The following is a 17,577-nucleotide window of genomic DNA, read 5'->3' as shown; positions in this document are numbered from 1 at the left end:
ACTGACGTAAAGAACGACTTACCTTTGAAAACATTTTCAGACTTGGAGGGTATAACCACCGATCATCCTTATCACGTCATTATAGCAATGAGCTGCAGTTTTTAAACTTTATTATAGTGTTTTAACTTTAACAAGATTAGATTTTCCTTATTTGACAATTGTTCACATATATCACTTTTAGAGTTTAGATATCAATTCCATGTGATCGTTTACGTCTTTCCACATCTCTAGACAATTTATGTTGCCCAAATACAGCCAGACGTTTCCAAAATGGGCCCTCCTATCGTCTACGAAAAGGATTTCCTCAGGTTTTACTGACATACCTTGTTCTCTTAACCTCTTTATAATTTCACTTATCATAATGAATTTAAATGGGAAATCTCTAGAGATAACTACATCGAAATATTTATCCAGCCCTAAGGTTTCAAGTACGGCTTTAGTCTTCTCCGGGAAGTTCCAGGTTGCCATACCTATCTTTACTCCCCTCTCTTTCAATTTCTCGAGCGTTTTCCTAACGTTAGGAAATAATTTAAGAGTCCTCCCTAGGCTATCCTGAAGTACGTTTTCGTCAACCAACTTTAACGGAGCCTCAAACTCTGAGATATTATAATGGTCCCAAACAGTTTTGTCGGCGTCAAATATCACAAGTTTTATCATGTTTAAACCCCGTAGGAATGGTATAATACATTATCTTACCTTCATGATAGTCCCTTATAAGTTGAACTGCAGCTTGATCCAAATTGGGCTCTCTATCCTTCTTATAGATCCAACCTCTCCTCAACGCTATGTTGCTGAGTAAATCCAATGGAGTTACGAATCTTATCTTATACGTTTTAGCTAACGTCCCAGGACAGAAACTTTCAATTCTTTCAATTAATTTTAAAGCTACTCTTACCGGGTCTTCAAGATCTTCAGGCTTACTACCACGTAACGCCTTCTCTAGTGGATCGCCACTGGGTGGGATAACACCAGGGGTATCTATAGCGTAGATCTTTGAGTCGATCTTTATTAGTTGTATGGACTTAGTGAACCCTTTGCTTAAGGGAATAGAGGAAGTTGTAGCCACATGTCTACCCTTAAGTGCGTTTATAACAGAGGATTTACCAGTCTTTGGATATCCAACAACCCCAACTATACCTTCGTTTCCTCTCAATAACTCTTTTATCGAGTCCCTAAGAACCTTGGTACCCTGGTGAAGTCTAGAGGAGACGAACACTGAGTTAAGACCTTGGCTTAGAAAGTGTTCTTTCCAAGCCCTTAGGACTTCTAGAGGAATAAGATCAGCCTTATTTATAACTATCAGGAGAGACTTCTTAGATGACAGGACTTTCCTCTCAACGTAATCAGATCTTGTGAGATCAGGCTCTCTAGAGTCTAAAACCTCCAAGATAAGGTCAGATTTCGATATGACTGACTTTAGTATATACAGCATTTGCTTTATTTTGGATATTCCTTATTAATAGGATATGTCAGTGAATTTCACACGGTTCGACGAGGGCGAAATAGACGGCTACCTCGACTATCAGAGTTCAACCAAGTCAGCCACTCTAGGTATGTCACAAAAGGACTACGTCTTCTCATTTCACGTAGATGAGAGACCTGCCAAAGGTTATCTGGTTATCATAACTGAATCTCCGGCAGATTACATAAAATGGAGGCTTTGGTTAAATAATTTTTCTCTAACGAAAGAATTTAAACCTAACTTAAATTATCTAATAGATGACACTCAACTCAGTTTTCATATATTTGACGTTACTCACCTTATGGTAAGTGGGAAAAATGAGCTGACCATAAACTATAATGGTGCACGCCCACTTACGGTCAGATTGGCAAACGCTACATTAATAGTTAGATCTCCTGGTTTCTACTCTAAATATTCGTTAATGGCAGGCTTGCAGCAGTTAAGGCCTGGAGATGTGGTAGAATTGAGCTCAATGGGTAAAAACTACGTTATCATAAGGAACATCTCCAGAGGGAAAGTGAAGGTCATGAACGGGAAGAGCGTCGAGGACTTAATAGAGGTCAGCCACGAATGTGAGGAGATAGATACCGAGGCGGAGGGTTCGATCAGGATCATGAACTTTTCTGGGCAAGATAAGAAGACAATCACTCAAATCTTACTTCACTATTCCTACAAGGCAAGTACGCCGTCTCTGGACTTCGACGCCTTTCCTGAGCTCACAGATGACGGAGTTAAGATAAGGTTGTTCAATAAAGGTGATGTAGACATAGATAAGCTAACGCTAAATGTCATGATCAACGGTATTACGGCTGGTTTTAAGACGATCAACAGGCTAGGGAGAGGGGAAGGAATAAGTTGTAACATCTCTCTCCCAGTTAGAAGGGGTCAGATTTTGGTGAGGATAGTTGGCATGAGGGCGGGATTAAGAAAGATCGTAGACAAGGAGTTAACAAGATAGAGCTTTATGGTTCACTCTGCCAATTGAAAATATCATTTCAAGTTTGAACAGCACAGGCTCTTAAGGCGTGAAGCTTAGAGTTAACAACCCAGGTAAGCTTCCTAGAGCGAAGGCTATCATTCCTAAAAAAGCTGAGATCTTCAGAAGCGACCTTGCCTTAGCTGCTCCTCTCTCTGAAGTTTCTGAAAGAGCTGCTTTACTGGTAATAAAAAGGAACGGGATCAAGACTATTCCATAAAGGAAGTTGTATCCTAGAAAAAGGGGAAGGGGAGAAGTCACCTCCGTGATGATCAGGGAGCTCCTAGCTACGATCCACGCCTTAGTTATCCCTTTTGTTGTGGCTAGAGTACGTACGTTGTTGGCCAGATCACCCTTGTAATCTTCAATCCCCTTGACTATCTCTCTAGATAACGTTAGTAAAAAAGTGTATAGCACAGGTATCCATATCCTTCCGAGCCATGGCCCTGAATGGAAGGAAAGCCCACCGTAGAAAAGAGAAAGGGCGGTCGTAGTCGCAACTATCAGGTTTCCGTAAATCCCAGTCCTCTTTATATCTCTGGCGTAGAAAAGGAGCGCGATGCTGGTGAGGAGAGCTACTAAGAATTCCAAGTATCCTTGAATGATCGATAGTAGCACACCGAAACCCATAAGGGCATAAGAGAGCGATGCTGCGGCTCTGATCGAGATGGCACCCGACGGTATAGGTCTTTCAGGTTTATTTATTCTATCTATCTCTACATCATAGACGTCATTTATTGCATATCCTCCCGCCGCTACCGACGCAACAACAACTATGGCCAGAATCAATTCAACAGGGTTTATCTTCCACATAGAGGAAGCAACGTATCCAGTGAACGCTCCTAGTCCAGCCCCTATCACGTTATGAACTCTTATCAGTTTCAGTACTTGGCTCAAGGTGAACTACCTCTCATATTCACTTAGCTTCAATACATTTTGAGACTTTGGGATTTCACGACTCTATAAACAACGTAAGATGTAATCCTGTTCAATCTCCTGATAGCGCAACATCCTTTTTTAGGATCTGTAGTATTAGACAACCCAGTTCCTCATACTCACATTAACCTTAGAACCTAACCTTTGGTAGGTTAATATATTTAATATGTGTTAAAATACCTTCTAGTTCACTAAATTCATAACTTAACTCTTTTGTAACGTTTCAAGGTTTTATAAGCCCAGACTGGAACCTCTAAACTTCATCAAACCTTTATTTTACTTACTAAGCTCTAACGTTTACCTGATCTAGAGGAAGGAAAATCAGTTTCAGAACGAGGAGTTACATCGCATTAGTCCTCATCAGTTTAGTGCAATGTTTTCTATCAATAACAATAAATCTATTATCATTGAATTGTAAAGGGCTTAATCCTTTTTCAAGAACCTATCAATGAAGTTAAAGTTAAATCCCATTGATGGAAAGTAAATTAAAACATGTCTGAGAGTAGGGACTTGGAGATAGCTAAGAGGTACTTTCAAACAAACTTGTCAGTAGGAGAGACGATAGCTGTAAGGGATCTCAAAGCGTTAGGTGTGAGGGAACCAGAGAAAGCCATAGCCGAGCTATTGAGACGAGGTGTGATAGAGAGAGGAGAGGGATGTTATAACCTTCTTAGAGATAAAAGAAAAGAGTGAAAGTCAAACTCTCTGTTCACGTTTACGGTTTTTTCATTCATCATTCTCAACCAGAAGAGACTTAACCTCCACGTGTTTTTCAGTATTTTTGTAATAATGTATTGCTTTCTTATCTCTTTACTTATTTTGTCATAATTTGCAAAATTCTCCAACAATTCCGCAATACCAAATATTCCGCCACCGGTGAAAGTCTTTATGAGGCCAGTCCTATCGCCTATAGACGGTATTTCGTTTTTAGTTGGCTTAACTCTAGGTATGGCTCCTCCATGAACGCTTAAGACCCTTTTGCTTACCTTTGGGATGAAAAGGGAAGGATCTGAAAGGGAAATCGCGCCCACTAAGGTCTTATCTTGAAGTGGAACTATCCAACCGAATCCTGTAGGGTTCCTCTCATCAAGAGTAACTTCTATCTCCTCCTTATCTAACGGTTCAGTAACGTACTCAATCGCTCTAACCCACGTGGCCTTACCCTTCCATCCTGAGGCATCAAAGACTTCACCGTGATATACCTCTTCTGAAACCTTTACCTGAGTTCTGCCCTTTATTATGGCGTTAACTGGTCTCTTCACGTTTAGTTCAGAGTCTAACCAGCGTTCTAACCTCTCCCTTCCCAACCTAATGAAATTTCCCCTAATGAACACCCTAATCCTGCCGTAGTTAACTACTATCTCGTTAAATTCCCGATCTATGAATTCTTTAGATACGTTAATCTTACTAAAAGTAGAAGGACTTATTATCCCAGTGCAATGCTTCCCAGGATACCTTCTCCTGTCAAAGATTAAAGGATTGTTATCTCTCAGTTTATAACCAAGTAGTAGGCCTGCTATGCCTCCTCCTACTATTAAAACTCCGATGATCTATCAGCCTCTTTGATGTTAAACCTCTTAGCTTTAAGTTCTGCGACAATGTAATCGAAAGCCCTTCTAGGATCCGTATGGCTTCCACAAGAGTAAACGTCAACGGTCGCAAAACTGTGCTCAGGCCACGTATGAATAGTTACATGGCTCTCAAGAACTATAGCTACGACACTAACTCCCTCCCCAATCTTCCAAGCTTTGACGTCCAAAAGGGTCATATTACCTTCTTTCACTGCCTCAGTGGCTATGTTTTTCAGTCTCTCGTCGTCTTTAAGTATATCAACGTCACAGTCGTAAAGGTTCCCAAAAACTTCCTTCCCAACCACTCTCGGTGAGTTTTTGAGTTCGACCCCCATCACGTCTTTCCCCCCCATTTATATACCCCCTATACGTCATAGTATTTAAACTTAATCTGCTCAGTCTGGGGGGTTAATAAAGAAATAACGTTTTCTTTGTGATGAACGCTTTTAACCCCTTTGTTTTCTAGCCTTCGTAATAGTCAGAAATTTAACGGAGATAGTAATAAAGAGAAGTATTGATGCAGTTTGACTATCCGAAGAATTGTTTTAGACGTGCTCAAACCTATACGAGGTTCATCAATTGTAGACCTGGCAGAGAGATTAGACAACGTTATGGGAGTTGATGGAGTGAACATCAGTGTGACGGATATGGATGTGGAAACCATGGGTCTCATGGTCGTTGTAGAAGGGGAAGGGGTTGACTTTAAGGAATTACAAAAGGTTTTGGAGGAGGAAGGCTGTGCGATACATAGTATCGATGAGGTGGGTAGTGGGAAGAGATTGGTTGAAGGGAGAAGACCTAAATGATGTGTGACCTATGTGGCGTAAGGGAAGCTGAGATCTATCAGGCTCACTCAAGGAAGAGACTCTGCAAGGAGTGTTTCTTGAATGACATTTTGGCTAGAGTTGAAAAAGAGGCTAAGAAACAAAACTTATTGAATGCCAACAAAATTCTGATTGCAGTCTCTGGAGGAAAGGATAGTCTGGTGTTGGCTGATACTTTATCCAAGATAGTAAACCCTAACAGGATCGTGGCCTTCAACATAGTTGAGGGAATAAAGGGGTATAACAGGGAGGATCAAGTTAGGGAACTATCTAACTATTTGAAAGAACTGGGAATAGATCTGATCTCCACTTCGTTTGAAAAATCTGTGGGGTACACCTTAGATCAAATGGTTAAGTCGTCATCCCAGAGAGGGTTAAACGTAGCGGCCTGCACATTCTGTGGAGGATTCAGGAGAAAATTGATAAATGGTGCGGGAAGGGAGGTTAACGCCGATTTCGTTTCAACAGGGCATAACTTAGACGATGAGGTACAAACAATTATTATTAACCTTTTGAGAGGTGACGTGAAGAAACTGCTAAGGATCGGAGACTCTCAACCTAAATTAAGTGAGAAGTTCGTTATGAGAGTCAAACCTCTAAGGAAGGTGTACGAATGGGAGACCACCATGTACGCCTACTTTAAGGGCTTCCACTTTCAGGAAGTCGAGTGTCCTTACATATCTGCCAAGCCCACAATGAGAGCTAAGGTTAGGGACCTCTTGTACGCTTTAGAGGAGAGGAGCCCAGGTGCGCTCCTACAAATCCTAGAGAACTTCGATAGTTTAGCTGAATCAATCAGGAAGGGTACTAAGTTAGGTTCGCTCCCTAGTTGTAAATTGTGCGGAGAACCAACTAGCTTTGGAAGGGAATATTGCAAGAACTGTGAACTCCTGATATCTTCAGGTCTCATATTTGCAGACAGAACCTGATCTCGTTAAAAGTACTTACCTATATCATAATAACTCTCGGGTATACCCTTCCTTTTATTAGCTACTACTGCCATAGAGAAGAGCATTGAAGACAACCTATTCAAGTAAACTATCGTGGTCTTATTTTTAACCTCCAACTCTTTCGAGTACTTAACTGCGTTCCTCTCTAGTCTCCTCACTACTGACCTAGCCACGTGAAGCGCTGAAGCCTCCTCACTACCCCCTGGTACAACAAAGAGTTTGATAGGACCGCTCTCTTTCCTATACTGTATAGTCCTCTCCTCTAACCACTTAACCTTTTCTAAGTTTATCTTCTCCGATGAAGTGCTCCAATCTTCACCAAGTGCAAAGAGATCCATTTGAACGTTTTTAAGATCTGATTTCATATCTTGCCACTCTAACTTAGAGATTGCGAGACCTATGAAGGAGTTAGCTTCATCAATGTCACCCAAGAAATTCACTAAAGGTGAGTCCTTACCTATCCTACCTTTAGGTACCGTAGTCTCTCCTTTGTCGCCGCTCTTGGTGAACATTTTAAAAACTTAAAAAAGCAGGTCTTAAATAGGTTTTGGTGATTACGATTCAGTCACAGGAATTCACAGAATTTCTGAACGACATTTCAAAAAAATGGCAGGAGGCTTGGGCTAAGAACAAGATTTTTGAAGCGGATCCAAGAGATCAGAAGAAGTTTTTCACTACTGTAGCCTTTCCCTATCCCAACTCTCCTTTCCATTTGGGTCACGGCAGAACGTACGTTACCGGAGACGTTTACGCCAGGTACATGAGAATGAAAGGATATAACGTACTTTTCCCAATGGGTTTCCATTTCACTGGGACCCCAATTATAACTATGGCAGACGATATATCGAAAGGGGATAAGGAGCTATTGGATATATTTCAAAACATTTACGAGATACCCTCTGAAGTGCTTCCGAAGCTATCTGATCCTTTGTTTATGGCGAACTACTTCAAGGAAGAAATAAAGGCAGCTATGAGAGAAATAGGGCTATCTATAGACTGGAGAAGAGAGTTTACTACTATAGATCCTCATTTCTCCTCCTTTATTATATGGCAGTTTAGTAAGCTGCAAGAGAGAGGCTTCGTAGTAAAAGACACCCATCCGGTTGGTTGGTGTCCTGTTCACAATCTTCCAGTAGGAATGCATGATACCAAAGGAGATATGGAGCCAGAAATTGGTGAATATGTGGTAATATTTTTTGAAACTAAACTTGGAGCGTTAGCCGCGGCAACTTTGAGGCCCGAAACTGTATTCGGGGCAATAGCAGTCTGGTTAAATCCTAAGTCATCGTACGTCATTGCGGAGATATGGGGAAGGAAGGTCATAATATCTGAGAAGGCCTCTGAGAGACTTAAGTTTCAAAGAACTGACGTTAAGGTTTTAGAGAAGATCAACGCGTCAGATTTGCTAAAATTGAACGCTGTGAATCCCATAACAGGGAAGGAGATGCCCATCTTACCTGCGGAGTTCGTAGATCCGTCAACCGCTACCGGAGTAGTGATGAGCGTACCGGCTCACGCACCCTTTGATTATTTTTACCTGAATAAGATAAAGGCTAACGTTGCACTTCTACCAGTCGTATTTGTTGAGGGTCATTCTGATTTCCCAGCTAAAGATCTGGTTGACTCGTCCCACCCTAGGAGCGATAACGACCTGAAGAAGTTAACCGAACAGTTGTACAGACTTGAGTACAATAAAGGCGTCATAAGAAGCGATGTGTTAAGCTCAGTTAAGGGGGAGTACAGACAGAAACTTTCAGGGGTAGTTAACAAATCGGTTCCAGAAGCAAGAAAGATGATAACTGATTTCTTAATAGAGAGTAAGAACGGTAGCAAAATCCTTGAGATAATGAACAAGCCTGTCTATTGCAGGTGCGGAAACGAGATAGTTGTTAAGATTTTGCAAGATCAGTGGTTCTTGGATTACGGTAATCCGGAATGGAAGGGCTTAGCTAAGAAGCTTCTAAGTAAAATGAGAGTAGTACCTGAGGTGACGAGAAAGGACTTCGAATACTCATTGGATTGGTTACAGAAGAGAGCTTGTGCCAGAACTAGGGGATTGGGTACACCTCTACCGTGGGATAAAAAGTGGATAATAGAGAGCTTATCGGATTCCACCATTTATATGGCATATTACACCTTGGTTCATAAATTAAGGGAAACTGGGGTGCACCCTTCTCAGCTCACTGAAGAAGTTTGGGATTACGTTTTGTTGGGCAAAGGGGATTCAAAGGAAGTGGGAGAGAGGAACAAAATAAGACCAGAGCACTTGGAAGATTTGAGGAGACATTTCACCTATTGGTATCCTTTGGACATGAGGCACAGCGGTCCAGATCTGATACCCAATCACCTAAGCTTCTTCATATTCAATCATGCAGGTATATTCCCAGAGAGTCTTTGGCCTAAAGGCGTAGCCGTGAACGGCTTCATACTGTATGAAGGAAGGAAAATGAGTAAGTCGCTCAGGAACATAGTTCCTCTTAGGAAGGCTATAAAGATGTACGGCGCTGACGTGGTTAGACTATCTCTTTCATCTTTAGTTGACATGAACTCTGACGCCAATTTCACGGACAGCGGCGCTAAGTCAATTTCCGATTCGTTAAAGAGATTTTATGAGCTAGCGCAGATGAAGAACGGATCTGACATTGAGGGAATTCCAGAGAAATGGCTGAGGTCCAAAATACAAAGGATGGTTAAAGAAGTGACTCCACTCATGGACGAGATGAGGTTTAGAGAGGTTGTGAATGAGCTACTCTTCAACCTTTCATCTTACGTGAACGAGTACTTTGAAATGGTGAGGTCAGAATCAAGGGAATACAATGAGAAGGTGATAAAGGAGGTTATAGAGCTGTGGACGAAGATGATATCGCCGTTCTCTCCTCACATTGCGGAGGAAATATGGCATATGTTAGGGCACGATACGTTCTTGTCTTTGGAGTCCTGGCCGTCCTATGATCCGTCCAAAATAGACGACGAGGTTGAGATTGAGCACGAATATCACAAACAACTCATTGAGGACATAAGAGCGATATTGAACGTCTACAAGGGCAAACCCACGTATGTGGTTTTGTACGTTCACGATGGAAGTCTGAATGATCTAGTTAAAGAAGGAATTGAACTGCTTAACAAAGGAGGGAGCGTTAAGGATCTCATGAGGAGAAGAACTCCAAAGAGTAGAGAGGAAGCGAAAACTCTGGAGAGGATTATCAAGTACGTAACGGAAATGTCCGAAACGTCTAAGCAAATCCTTTTGAGGAACGTGAACGAGTTAGAGCTGGTGAGGAGAGGGTTGCCTTACATAAGGTATAAAATTAACTTGAACGTTGAGGTAGAGCTGTTCAACCAAGATGTGAAGCAGAAGCTAAATAAGGAATCTCTACCCCTTAGACCAGCCATATTAGTCAGGTGAGTTCAGTCTAATGAAGTTCTTAGCCATCGAGATTTTCCCTGTATTTATCAAGAAGGACACCTCCTCTCTCACTTTTTCTTTCGGAAGGTTAAGTTTCTTAGAGGAGATATTGACGAGATCTCTTAAGGTAGCCTCTCCTCCTAAATCCTTAAGTATTTTTATCAAGTCTTCCCCTTGCTCGAACTCCTCTATGGTGTCCTTCCCTATCTTAAACGAAAACCTAGCTTCTTCCGAGTAAGCTAAGAACGCCACTTCGCTTATCTTCTTTATGTGAAAGGTTTTGGCTCCTGGCAGGTTCAGTTTCCTAGATGAAGTCACAAAGAGGTAATTCTTTGGTACCTCTAATTCGCTTTCAGCCTCGAAGACCAGATTTATCGACGACTCAGAACAATTGAACTCTACCGTAAAGGGAGCTAAGTTCCATTTGATCTTGTGTTCGTTTAAGATGCAAACCTCCTCTCCCCTACCCTTGAGGAGCTTAGCTAAGGTTAAGGTTAATCTAAGGTTAACGGAATAATAGTAGGAAACGATAAGATGCTTTCCTACAACTAGCTCATCAATAAACATATGATGGAAAAAGCTTATATCAGGTTAAAATCTATTTCCATGAGGGATTCTTATTGCACCAACCGATGTAAAAGGTATCATATATCCTTGGTTGAAGGAGGCCAAGGAATACGACTTTTCAGACATCAAGGAGGGAATTAGGCTACACTTAAACGAGTCTCCATTTTCTCCACCAGAGTTCGTTATAAACGCAGTAGTGAAGTATTTATCTCAAGGTAATAGATACCAGCATCCGGACCTCACTCGTCGTATGAAGGAGTTAGCAGCTGAGTATAACAAGGTAGAACCCGACGAAATATTTCCCACACCAGGTGGTGACGGTGCAATCAGGTCGGTTTTCCTTAACTTAACATTAACGGGAGATAAGGTTGTACTTAACTATCCTAGCTATAGTATGTACTCTGTATACTCCTCTTTTAAAGGCTTGAAAGAGAAAAGGGTTCCATTAAAGGAAGGACAGGACTGGTGGAAAGAGGATTGGGAAAACATACTGACTGAAGCCAGAGACGCCAGGATTGTAGCCATAGACGATCCTAACAACCCTACAGGCTCTCCTATGTTAAAGGGTGATGAGGGCAAGGTTAGAGAACTAGTTGAGAGCACTAAAGGAATAGTTCTGATAGACGAGGCCTACTTTGAGTTCTCTAAGTACACGGTCTCTAAACTTGTTAGCAGATACCCTAACTTGGTTGTGGTCAGAACCCTTAGTAAGGCCTTCTCCTTAGCCTCATTTAGAATCGGTTACCTCATAGCCAACAAGGATTTAGTGAAGATATTAGAGAAGGGATCAACTCCTTTCGACATCTCCCTTCCCGCGCTTATAGCTGGTATAACAGCTCTCGAAAACCCATCTTACGCGCTCAGAGTCGCAGATGAGATCTCAAGAAATAGAGAGGAGTTATACCAAGGACTTACAAGGCTTGGGGTAAAGGTTTACAAATCTATAACTAATTTCTTGCTCTTTAAGCATAACGAAGACCTTTTAGAACCCCTCATGAGGAGGGGAATAGCAATTCGTAACCCCATCAAAGGATTTTATAGGGTTTCAATCGGGACAAAGGATCAGTGTAAACTCTTCTTGGAAAAGTTGGGTGAAATCCTTGAGGATAGCAATTCCAAACAAGGGTAGATTACAGGGTCCCGCGCTTCAATTCCTAAATTCGGTTGGTATAAAGCCTTTAGCTAATGACGATAGGGCCTTAATGGTCCCAACTAGCTGGGAAGGCGTTCAACTAGTTACAATAAGGACAGAGGACATACCAAATATCGTTGAAACAGGCGCAGTTGATCTAGGGATAACAGGGTTAGATTACGTGATGGAATCTGGGGCTGACGTCGAGGAACTTGTAAGGTTAGATTTCGGTAAATCCAAACTCGTTCTAGCTATACCCTACTCTTGGAACGTCGATGACGTGAAGGACATACCTAAGGACATCAAGATAGCGACGAAATACTATAACATAGCTAAGGATTATTTAGAGAGAAAGGGAATAAGAGCTAAGATAGTTAGGATAAGTGGCGCTGCCGAAATAATGCCGTCTTTGGGTGCAGCGGATGCAATAATAGACGTAACGAGCACTGGAACCACTTTAAGGCTGCACGGGCTCAAACCTATAGATGTGGTAGCAGAGAGCTATGCACTAGTTATAGGTAACAGAGAATGGATGAGGTCTGAGGAGGCGGATAAGATTAACCTAGTTCTAACCATGATGAAAGGTGCCCTCAACGCTAGGGGCAAGAAGATGGTGTTCATGAACGTCGACGATAAGGATTTAGCTACCGTTGTCTCATCTCTTCCAGCTATGTTGGCCCCAGCCGTATCTAGGCTAAGCAACTCGGACGCTTGGGAAGTTGTTACTGTAACCGACGAGAACGATCTGCCAGAAGTGATAGCTAAGGCAAAGACAGCGGGGGCAAGAGACATAGTCGTAGTTAATATAGAGAAGGTGGTGAAATGAGGGTTATACCAAGCATCGATATCAGTAAGGGTAACGCTGTGAAGAGAATCAGAGGTAGAGAAGGGACCGGATTGTTGCTAGGGGATCCATTGAAGATATCGTCTGAGCTGAGGTCTATAGGCTACTCCTCAGTTCATGTCGTGGATTTAGACGCAGCTGAAGGAAAGGGTGATAACTTGGCCTTGATCAAATCGATAATAGCTCAAGGGTTCGAAGAAATTAGCGTAGGTGGTGGAATAAGAGACAGGCAGAAGGTAACCAAATTGATTGAGCTAGGCGTAACAAAGGTTGTTATGTCTACCCTTCCTTTCACAGACCCTTCTTTATTTAGACAAGCCACTGAGGGGTTTCAAGATAATGTTCTTGTAGCTATAGATTATTGTAATGAAGAGGTTTTGATAAGGGGATGGAAAGAGTCAGCCTTAACGTTAAGGAAGGCTATTCAGCTGGTCAACTCCTTCAACGTTAGAGGTGTAATGTTTACTTACGTTTGCAACGAAGGGACACAGAAGGGAATAGATCGGGACGTTGAAAAATATTTGAACGAGATAAAGGGGGAGAAAGGTTACGCGGGAGGAGTAGGCTCTCTAGAAGACCTCATTAAGTTAAGGGACATGGGATTTGATTACGCTATAGTGGGCATGTCTCTATATGGCGGAGTTATTAGGGGTGTAAAAAGTGTCTAGGTACGCAGAGAGAACGAGAGAAACTAAGGAGACCTTAGTGGAAGTCAAGCTCGAGATAGACGGTAATGGAGAGGTAAAGATAGACACCCCAGTATCCTTCTTCAATCACATGCTTCACTCCATGCTCTTCTACATGAGCTCTAACTCTTCTGTTTTGGCAAAGGATAAACAAGGATTTGATGATCATCACGTAGTGGAGGACGTTGGGATAACTCTAGGTCAATCGTTTAAGGAAGCTATAGGGGATAAAAGAGGTATCAAGAGGTTCTCCAGCATTGTAGTACCAATGGATGAGGCCTTAGTTTTAGTTGCGTTAGACATCTCAGGCAGGGGATTCGCCTCGGTCGATTTAGACCTTAAGAGAGAAAAGGTGGGAGACCTGTCTACCGAGAACGTACCTCACTTCTTTTGGTCCTTCTCTGTGAACTCTGGAGTAACACTTCACATAAGGAAACTGTCTGGCTTCAACGAACATCACGTGATTGAGGCAGCTTTCAAAGGGGTGGGCCTAGCTCTAAGGGAGGCCTGCACCATTCAAGATAACCTAGTCAGAAGCACCAAGGGATCGCTATGACTACCAAGAGGATTATTGCATGTTTAGATGTGAAGGACGGTAAGGTGGTAAAAGGAGTTAGATTCATAGACCTTAAGTTAAAGGGTGATCCAGCGGAGCTGGCCTCTCGATATGAGGAAGAGGGAGCTGACGAGATAGTCTTCTTAGACATCTCAGCTACGATAGAGGGAAAAGAAATACTCCTTGAAAAGGTTAAGGATACAGCGAGCGTGCTCTCAATACCTCTGTCTGTAGGTGGAGGTATCAGAAGCTTAGACGACATCTCAAAGTTACTTTCTAACGGTGCGGATAAGGTGAGCCTAAACAGCGTTGCCGTAGAAAACCCTCAGTTAGTCACGTTGGCGTCAAAGGAGTTCGGATCGCAAGCTATCATAGTCGCGATAGATGCTAAGAAAGTGGAAAAGGGCTGGAGAGTTTTCATCAGGTCAGGCACTGCTGACACAGGTCTTGAAGCCGTAGGGTGGGCCAAGAGGGTTCAAAACCTAGGAGCTGGGGAAATCCTTCTCACTAGTATTGACCGAGATGGCACTAGAAACGGATATGACATAGAGCTAACTAAGGCGGTGGTTGGAGCCACAAAGATACCTGTGATCGCGAGCGGAGGGGCAGGTAAGCCTGAACACTTCCTGAGCGTCTTTAGTGACGCCAAGGCTGACGCTGCCTTGGCTGCAGGTATATTTCACGACAATGTAATATCTATTAGAGAGTTAAAGCGATACTTAAAGGGTAAAGGATTGGAGGTTAGAACTTGATAAGGCGAGAGATACCAAAAGGAAGAGTCCAATCTTTTTCACAGGTGATAGACAAAGTGAGCGAGATAGCGCAGAGAGTCAGGGAACGAGGAGACACGGCACTTAGGGAGCTTACTTTAGAGCTTGATGGCATCAAATTGGACAGTTTGGTTCTTGATAAAGATTACATAGATGGGCGAGCTTCAGAACTTGGGGACGAGATGAGGGAGGCTATAGATCGGGTTTGGGTTCAGTTAACATCGTTTCACGAAATAATGAGACCTCCTAACGTCGGTGGAGGAAACGGAAAAATAAAATATGGCGTCATCTGGACCGCACTGAACAGAGTTGGAATTTATGTACCAGGCGGTAAGAAAACCTATCCTTCCACACTCATGATGGCAGGGATACCTGCGAGGGTTGCAGGGGTGAGTGAGCTCTTCGTTTCCACTCCAGTAAGGAATCGTTTGGATCCCGCAATTGCTTATATAGCACAGAAATTGAAAGTGAAGGCTATCTATCCGGTAGGCGGTGCCCAAGCTATTGTGGCCATGGCCTTCGGCACTGAGAGCGTCTCCAAAGTTGATAAAATAATAGGTCCTGGAAACATTTACGTTCAAGCCGCTAAGTATTTAGTCAGTGGGGAAGTAGGGATTGATGGAATCGAAGGTCCCACTGAGTTAGTTGTGATAGCGGATGATAGCTCTGATCCCAAGAGAATAGCCCTGGATTTGATGGCTCAAGGAGAACACGGGAGCTCCTCTCTTCTGGTCTTGATTTCTGACTCTGAAAGGATCTTGGATGAGGTCTCGAAATTACTTAATGAGGGGAACGAATACTTTCTGGTTAAAGTCAAGTCTCTAGATGAAGCGATAGATATCGCCAACGAAATAGCACCTGAGCATTTGTCTCTTTATAGTTCTAGAGCTAGAGAATACCTTTCTAAAGTTAAGAATTCTGCTGCTGTCACATTAGGTGACACTCCCCCAGCCCTTATTGACTACGCTGCAGGCCCTGATCACATATTACCTACCAACGGATGGTCGAGGTTCAGGGGAGGGATTACGGTTTTCGATTTCCTTAAGCCGATCTCTCATGTTGATGCGGAGAAAGCGGACGAGAATCTAATAAGGGCAGCGATGAAGATAGCCGAGTATGAGGGGTTTTCAATACACGCAAGGAGTATAGGTGTAAGATATGAGTAACGTTTTAGACGAGCTTTACTCAATCATCCTCTCAAGACTCAAAGATAAACCAGAGGGAAGCTACACCGCATCATTACTTGAGAAAGGTAAACCTTACATTGCAAGAAAGGTTGGCGAGGAGGCTATCGAAGTGATTGTGGCTTCCACTTCAGAAGGGAAGGAAAGGCTGGTTTCAGAGACTTGTGATCTGCTCTATCATCTCCTTGTACTCCTAGCCGTGGAGGGGATTCCCCTAGAAGAAGTTTACGGAGAGTTAAGGAGGAGAATGAAATGAAGGCTCTAGTGTTAAATTACGGCGTAGGGAACCTGTTTAGTATAAGCTCTGCGTTAAGAAGGACCGGATTTGAAGTTGAGATCGCGACTGAGCCTAAGGAGGTTGATCTCATAGTGCTACCGGGAGTGGGCTCATTTTCAGCTGTGGCTAGCTTCATTTCTAGATGGAAACGTGAACTGAACGATTTTCGTCGGAGAGGAGTGAAGTTCCTAGGGGTTTGTTTGGGAATGCAGATCATGTTCGAAGAAGGAAGTGAAGGCGGAAGATCTCAGGGGTTAGGTTGGTTTTCAGGCTATGTGGACTTGATTAAAGGAGCTGAGAAATTACCTCACGTGGGTTGGGACGTAGTGGAGGAGAGTAAACCGTGCATCCTCACCGAACAACTCGATAAAAAATACGTATATTTCGTTCATAGTTACGTAGCTTATACAGATTTCCAGGCTGCGATGATATCAAGATACGGTCTGGAGTTCCCAGCTTTAATTTGTAATGATCAAATAGCCGGAACTCAGTTTCATCCAGAAAAAAGCGGAAACAGTGGAAGTATTTTCTTTAAAAATCTAGTTAGGTGGATAAAGGTTTGAATATTAGTATTGACGAAGCGAAAATCGTGGCCTCAAAGTTAAACTACAGACATGAGAGAGGAACAGTCATAGCGGTGCTACAAGACGCTGAAACTAAAGAGGTCCTAATGGTAGGAAATATGGATAAGGAGGCATTGATACTTACGTTAACTACTGGATTGGTCCATCTCTGGTCACTATCCAGGGAGAGGATATGGTTAAAGGGAGAGACAAGCGGACATTACCAAGTCGTGCAGGACTTTAAGGTGGATTGTGATGAGGACGCAGTACTATTACTAGTGAAGTCTCAGGGTCCCGTTTGTCACACTGGTAATCATACATGTTTTTACAGGAACTCAAAATTTTTCCTGGAACACAAGTGATTTCTAAGAGAGCCAGTGTTTATTGTTAAGTGGGTTTTTAGGAAAAAAAGAATAAAACAGACGCTGACCATATAACCTGGATATGAGCACTAAAACAATAAATAAAGAGGAATGGACAAAGAAGCTTATGGAGGGTCTAAAGGAAGTTTATGACCCTGAAATTCCGGTGGATATAGTTAACCTAGGCTTAATTTACGATCTGAAGATCTCTGATGAGGGCGACGTTTATCTCAAACTCGGTTTGACTGCACCTGGATGCCCAGTTATAGATGACCTCGTTTATACTGTTCAGGAAGTTATAAAGGAGAGCGTACCGGCAAGAAACGTTGATGTTGATGTAGATATGGAAACGCAATGGAGCCCCCTGAAGATGACTCCTGAGGGAAGGGAGAAGTTTAAGAAATTGTATGGTTACGATATAGTCGAGATGTGGGTACAAACTTACGGTCTTCCAACAGACGATCAGAACAAAGCCGGAGAACAGCCTCAATAAGTCAAACGTACCAATCTC

22 protein-coding genes and 1 pseudogene are annotated in these 17,577 nt (G+C 42.7%); 15 read left to right on the top strand and 8 right to left on the bottom strand.

The features are described 5' to 3' along the window. Nucleotides 1-177: 177 nt before the first annotated feature. Together MCUP_RS01815 and MCUP_RS01810 are read right to left on the bottom strand one after the other, a co-directional pair. Complete coding sequence (locus MCUP_RS01815) at nt 178-657, bottom strand: magnesium-dependent phosphatase-1 (RefSeq protein WP_013736960.1); 480 nt, start codon at nt 655-657, stop codon at nt 178-180. Beyond that, complete coding sequence (locus MCUP_RS01810) at nt 635-1,432, bottom strand: GTPase (RefSeq protein ID WP_013736959.1); 798 nt, start codon at nt 1,430-1,432, stop codon at nt 635-637. The genes MCUP_RS01815 and MCUP_RS01810 overlap by 23 nt, the downstream gene beginning before the upstream one ends. Before the next feature lie 34 nt (nt 1,433-1,466). Between MCUP_RS01810 and MCUP_RS01805 the strand changes: the two genes are divergently transcribed. Beyond that, a complete protein-coding gene (locus MCUP_RS01805; protein WP_048057385.1) occupies nt 1,467-2,420 on the top strand; it encodes a hypothetical protein in 954 nt (317 codons plus the stop codon). Between the two features lie 60 nt (nt 2,421-2,480). Here MCUP_RS01805 and MCUP_RS01800 read toward each other — a convergent pair whose 3' ends face one another. Continuing rightward, nucleotides 2,481-3,335 (bottom strand): UbiA family prenyltransferase, encoded by an 855-nt coding sequence (locus MCUP_RS01800; RefSeq protein WP_013736957.1) that lies wholly within the window; start codon nt 3,333-3,335, stop codon nt 2,481-2,483. A gap of 531 nt (nt 3,336-3,866) precedes the next feature. Here MCUP_RS01800 and MCUP_RS01795 point away from each other — a divergent pair. After that, the gene (locus MCUP_RS01795; RefSeq protein WP_013736956.1) at nt 3,867-4,067 is read left to right on the top strand and encodes a PolB1-binding protein PBP2 family protein; all 201 of its coding nucleotides are present in this window, start codon (nt 3,867-3,869) and stop codon (nt 4,065-4,067) included. Here MCUP_RS01795 and MCUP_RS01790 read toward each other — a convergent pair. The 3 genes and pseudogenes from MCUP_RS01790 to speD all read right to left on the bottom strand — a co-directional run bounded on the left by MCUP_RS01790 (nt 4,034) and on the right by speD (nt 5,280). Further along, nucleotides 4,034-4,708, bottom strand: coding sequence for an NAD(P)/FAD-dependent oxidoreductase (locus MCUP_RS01790; protein ID WP_373419057.1), 675 nt, complete (start codon nt 4,706-4,708; stop codon nt 4,034-4,036). The two genes, MCUP_RS01795 and MCUP_RS01790, sit on opposite strands and share 34 nt — an antisense overlap. A gap of 108 nt (nt 4,709-4,816) precedes the next feature. Next, nucleotides 4,817-4,909, bottom strand: a pseudogene (locus MCUP_RS10220) (NAD(P)-binding protein); the annotation flags it as partial. Beyond that, nucleotides 4,909-5,280, bottom strand: a complete 372-nt coding sequence (gene speD / locus MCUP_RS01785; protein ID WP_048057693.1) for an adenosylmethionine decarboxylase — start codon at nt 5,278-5,280, stop codon at nt 4,909-4,911. The pseudogene MCUP_RS10220 and the gene speD, both read right to left, overlap by 1 nt. Nucleotides 5,281-5,469: 189 nt before the next feature. On the opposite strand from speD, the gene MCUP_RS01780 reads away from it, so the two are divergent. Both MCUP_RS01780 and MCUP_RS01775 read left to right on the top strand, forming a co-directional pair. Beyond that, complete coding sequence (locus MCUP_RS01780) at nt 5,470-5,751, top strand: DUF211 domain-containing protein (RefSeq protein ID WP_013736953.1); 282 nt, start codon at nt 5,470-5,472, stop codon at nt 5,749-5,751. After that, nucleotides 5,748-6,698, top strand: coding sequence for a TIGR00269 family protein (locus MCUP_RS01775; RefSeq protein ID WP_013736952.1), 951 nt, complete (start codon nt 5,748-5,750; stop codon nt 6,696-6,698). Before MCUP_RS01780 ends, MCUP_RS01775 begins: the two co-directional genes overlap by 4 nt. Before the next feature lie 5 nt (nt 6,699-6,703). On the opposite strand, the gene MCUP_RS01770 is transcribed toward MCUP_RS01775, so the two are convergent. Beyond that, a complete protein-coding gene (locus tag MCUP_RS01770; protein ID WP_013736951.1) occupies nt 6,704-7,231 on the bottom strand; it encodes a cob(I)yrinic acid a,c-diamide adenosyltransferase in 528 nt (175 codons plus the stop codon). A gap of 74 nt (nt 7,232-7,305) precedes the next feature. Here MCUP_RS01770 and leuS point away from each other — a divergent pair, with 74 nt between their 5' ends. Continuing rightward, a complete protein-coding gene (gene leuS, locus MCUP_RS01765; protein ID WP_048057692.1) occupies nt 7,306-10,125 on the top strand; it encodes a leucine--tRNA ligase in 2,820 nt (939 codons plus the stop codon). Here the strand turns inward: leuS and MCUP_RS01760 are convergent. Beyond that, the gene (locus MCUP_RS01760; RefSeq protein WP_013736949.1) at nt 10,114-10,692 is read right to left on the bottom strand and encodes a hypothetical protein; all 579 of its coding nucleotides are present in this window, start codon (nt 10,690-10,692) and stop codon (nt 10,114-10,116) included. The two genes, leuS and MCUP_RS01760, sit on opposite strands and share 12 nt — an antisense overlap. A gap of 91 nt (nt 10,693-10,783) precedes the next feature. Between MCUP_RS01760 and hisC the strand changes: the two genes are divergently transcribed. From hisC to MCUP_RS01710, 10 genes are all read left to right on the top strand, one after another. After that, nucleotides 10,784-11,821, top strand: coding sequence for a histidinol-phosphate transaminase (gene hisC / locus MCUP_RS01755; RefSeq protein ID WP_013736948.1), 1,038 nt, complete (start codon nt 10,784-10,786; stop codon nt 11,819-11,821). Next, nucleotides 11,793-12,650: an ATP phosphoribosyltransferase gene (gene hisG / locus MCUP_RS01750; protein WP_013736947.1), complete on the top strand. Its 858-nt coding sequence runs from the start codon at nt 11,793-11,795 to the stop codon at nt 12,648-12,650. Before hisC ends, hisG begins: the two co-directional genes overlap by 29 nt. Then, nucleotides 12,647-13,336, top strand: coding sequence for a 1-(5-phosphoribosyl)-5-((5-phosphoribosylamino)methylideneamino)imidazole-4-carboxamide isomerase (hisA, locus tag MCUP_RS01745; RefSeq protein WP_013736946.1), 690 nt, complete (start codon nt 12,647-12,649; stop codon nt 13,334-13,336). Before hisG ends, hisA begins: the two co-directional genes overlap by 4 nt. Further along, nucleotides 13,329-13,910 carry an imidazoleglycerol-phosphate dehydratase gene (hisBd, locus tag MCUP_RS01740; RefSeq protein WP_013736945.1) on the top strand — a complete coding sequence of 194 codons (582 nt, stop codon included), beginning with the start codon at nt 13,329-13,331 and terminating at the stop codon, nt 13,908-13,910. The genes hisA and hisBd overlap by 8 nt, the downstream gene beginning before the upstream one ends. Beyond that, nucleotides 13,907-14,662 (top strand): imidazole glycerol phosphate synthase subunit HisF, encoded by a 756-nt coding sequence (gene hisF / locus MCUP_RS01735; RefSeq protein WP_013736944.1) that lies wholly within the window; start codon nt 13,907-13,909, stop codon nt 14,660-14,662. Before hisBd ends, hisF begins: the two co-directional genes overlap by 4 nt. Continuing rightward, complete coding sequence (gene hisD / locus MCUP_RS01730; RefSeq protein WP_013736943.1) at nt 14,659-15,846, top strand: histidinol dehydrogenase; 1,188 nt, start codon at nt 14,659-14,661, stop codon at nt 15,844-15,846. Before hisF ends, hisD begins: the two co-directional genes overlap by 4 nt. Then, the gene (hisE, locus tag MCUP_RS01725) at nt 15,839-16,120 is read left to right on the top strand and encodes a phosphoribosyl-ATP diphosphatase (RefSeq protein WP_013736942.1); all 282 of its coding nucleotides are present in this window, start codon (nt 15,839-15,841) and stop codon (nt 16,118-16,120) included. The genes hisD and hisE overlap by 8 nt, the downstream gene beginning before the upstream one ends. Continuing rightward, nucleotides 16,117-16,704 (top strand): imidazole glycerol phosphate synthase subunit HisH, encoded by a 588-nt coding sequence (gene hisH, locus MCUP_RS01720; protein WP_013736941.1) that lies wholly within the window; start codon nt 16,117-16,119, stop codon nt 16,702-16,704. The genes hisE and hisH overlap by 4 nt, the downstream gene beginning before the upstream one ends. Continuing rightward, entirely contained in the window at nt 16,701-17,066 is a 366-nt protein-coding gene (gene hisI, locus MCUP_RS01715; protein ID WP_013736940.1) for a phosphoribosyl-AMP cyclohydrolase, read from the top strand. The genes hisH and hisI overlap by 4 nt, the downstream gene beginning before the upstream one ends. 82 nt (nt 17,067-17,148) lie before the next feature. Then, a complete protein-coding gene (locus MCUP_RS01710) occupies nt 17,149-17,559 on the top strand; it encodes a metal-sulfur cluster assembly factor (protein WP_013736939.1) in 411 nt (136 codons plus the stop codon). Nucleotides 17,560-17,577 lie beyond the last annotated feature (18 nt).

It is taken from the genome of Metallosphaera cuprina Ar-4 (assembly GCF_000204925.1).
GTDB lineage: Archaea > Thermoproteota > Thermoprotei_A > Sulfolobales > Sulfolobaceae > Metallosphaera > Metallosphaera cuprina.
Note: the sequence above shows the minus strand (reverse complement) of the source record. Positions and strands in the feature narration are given on the sequence as shown.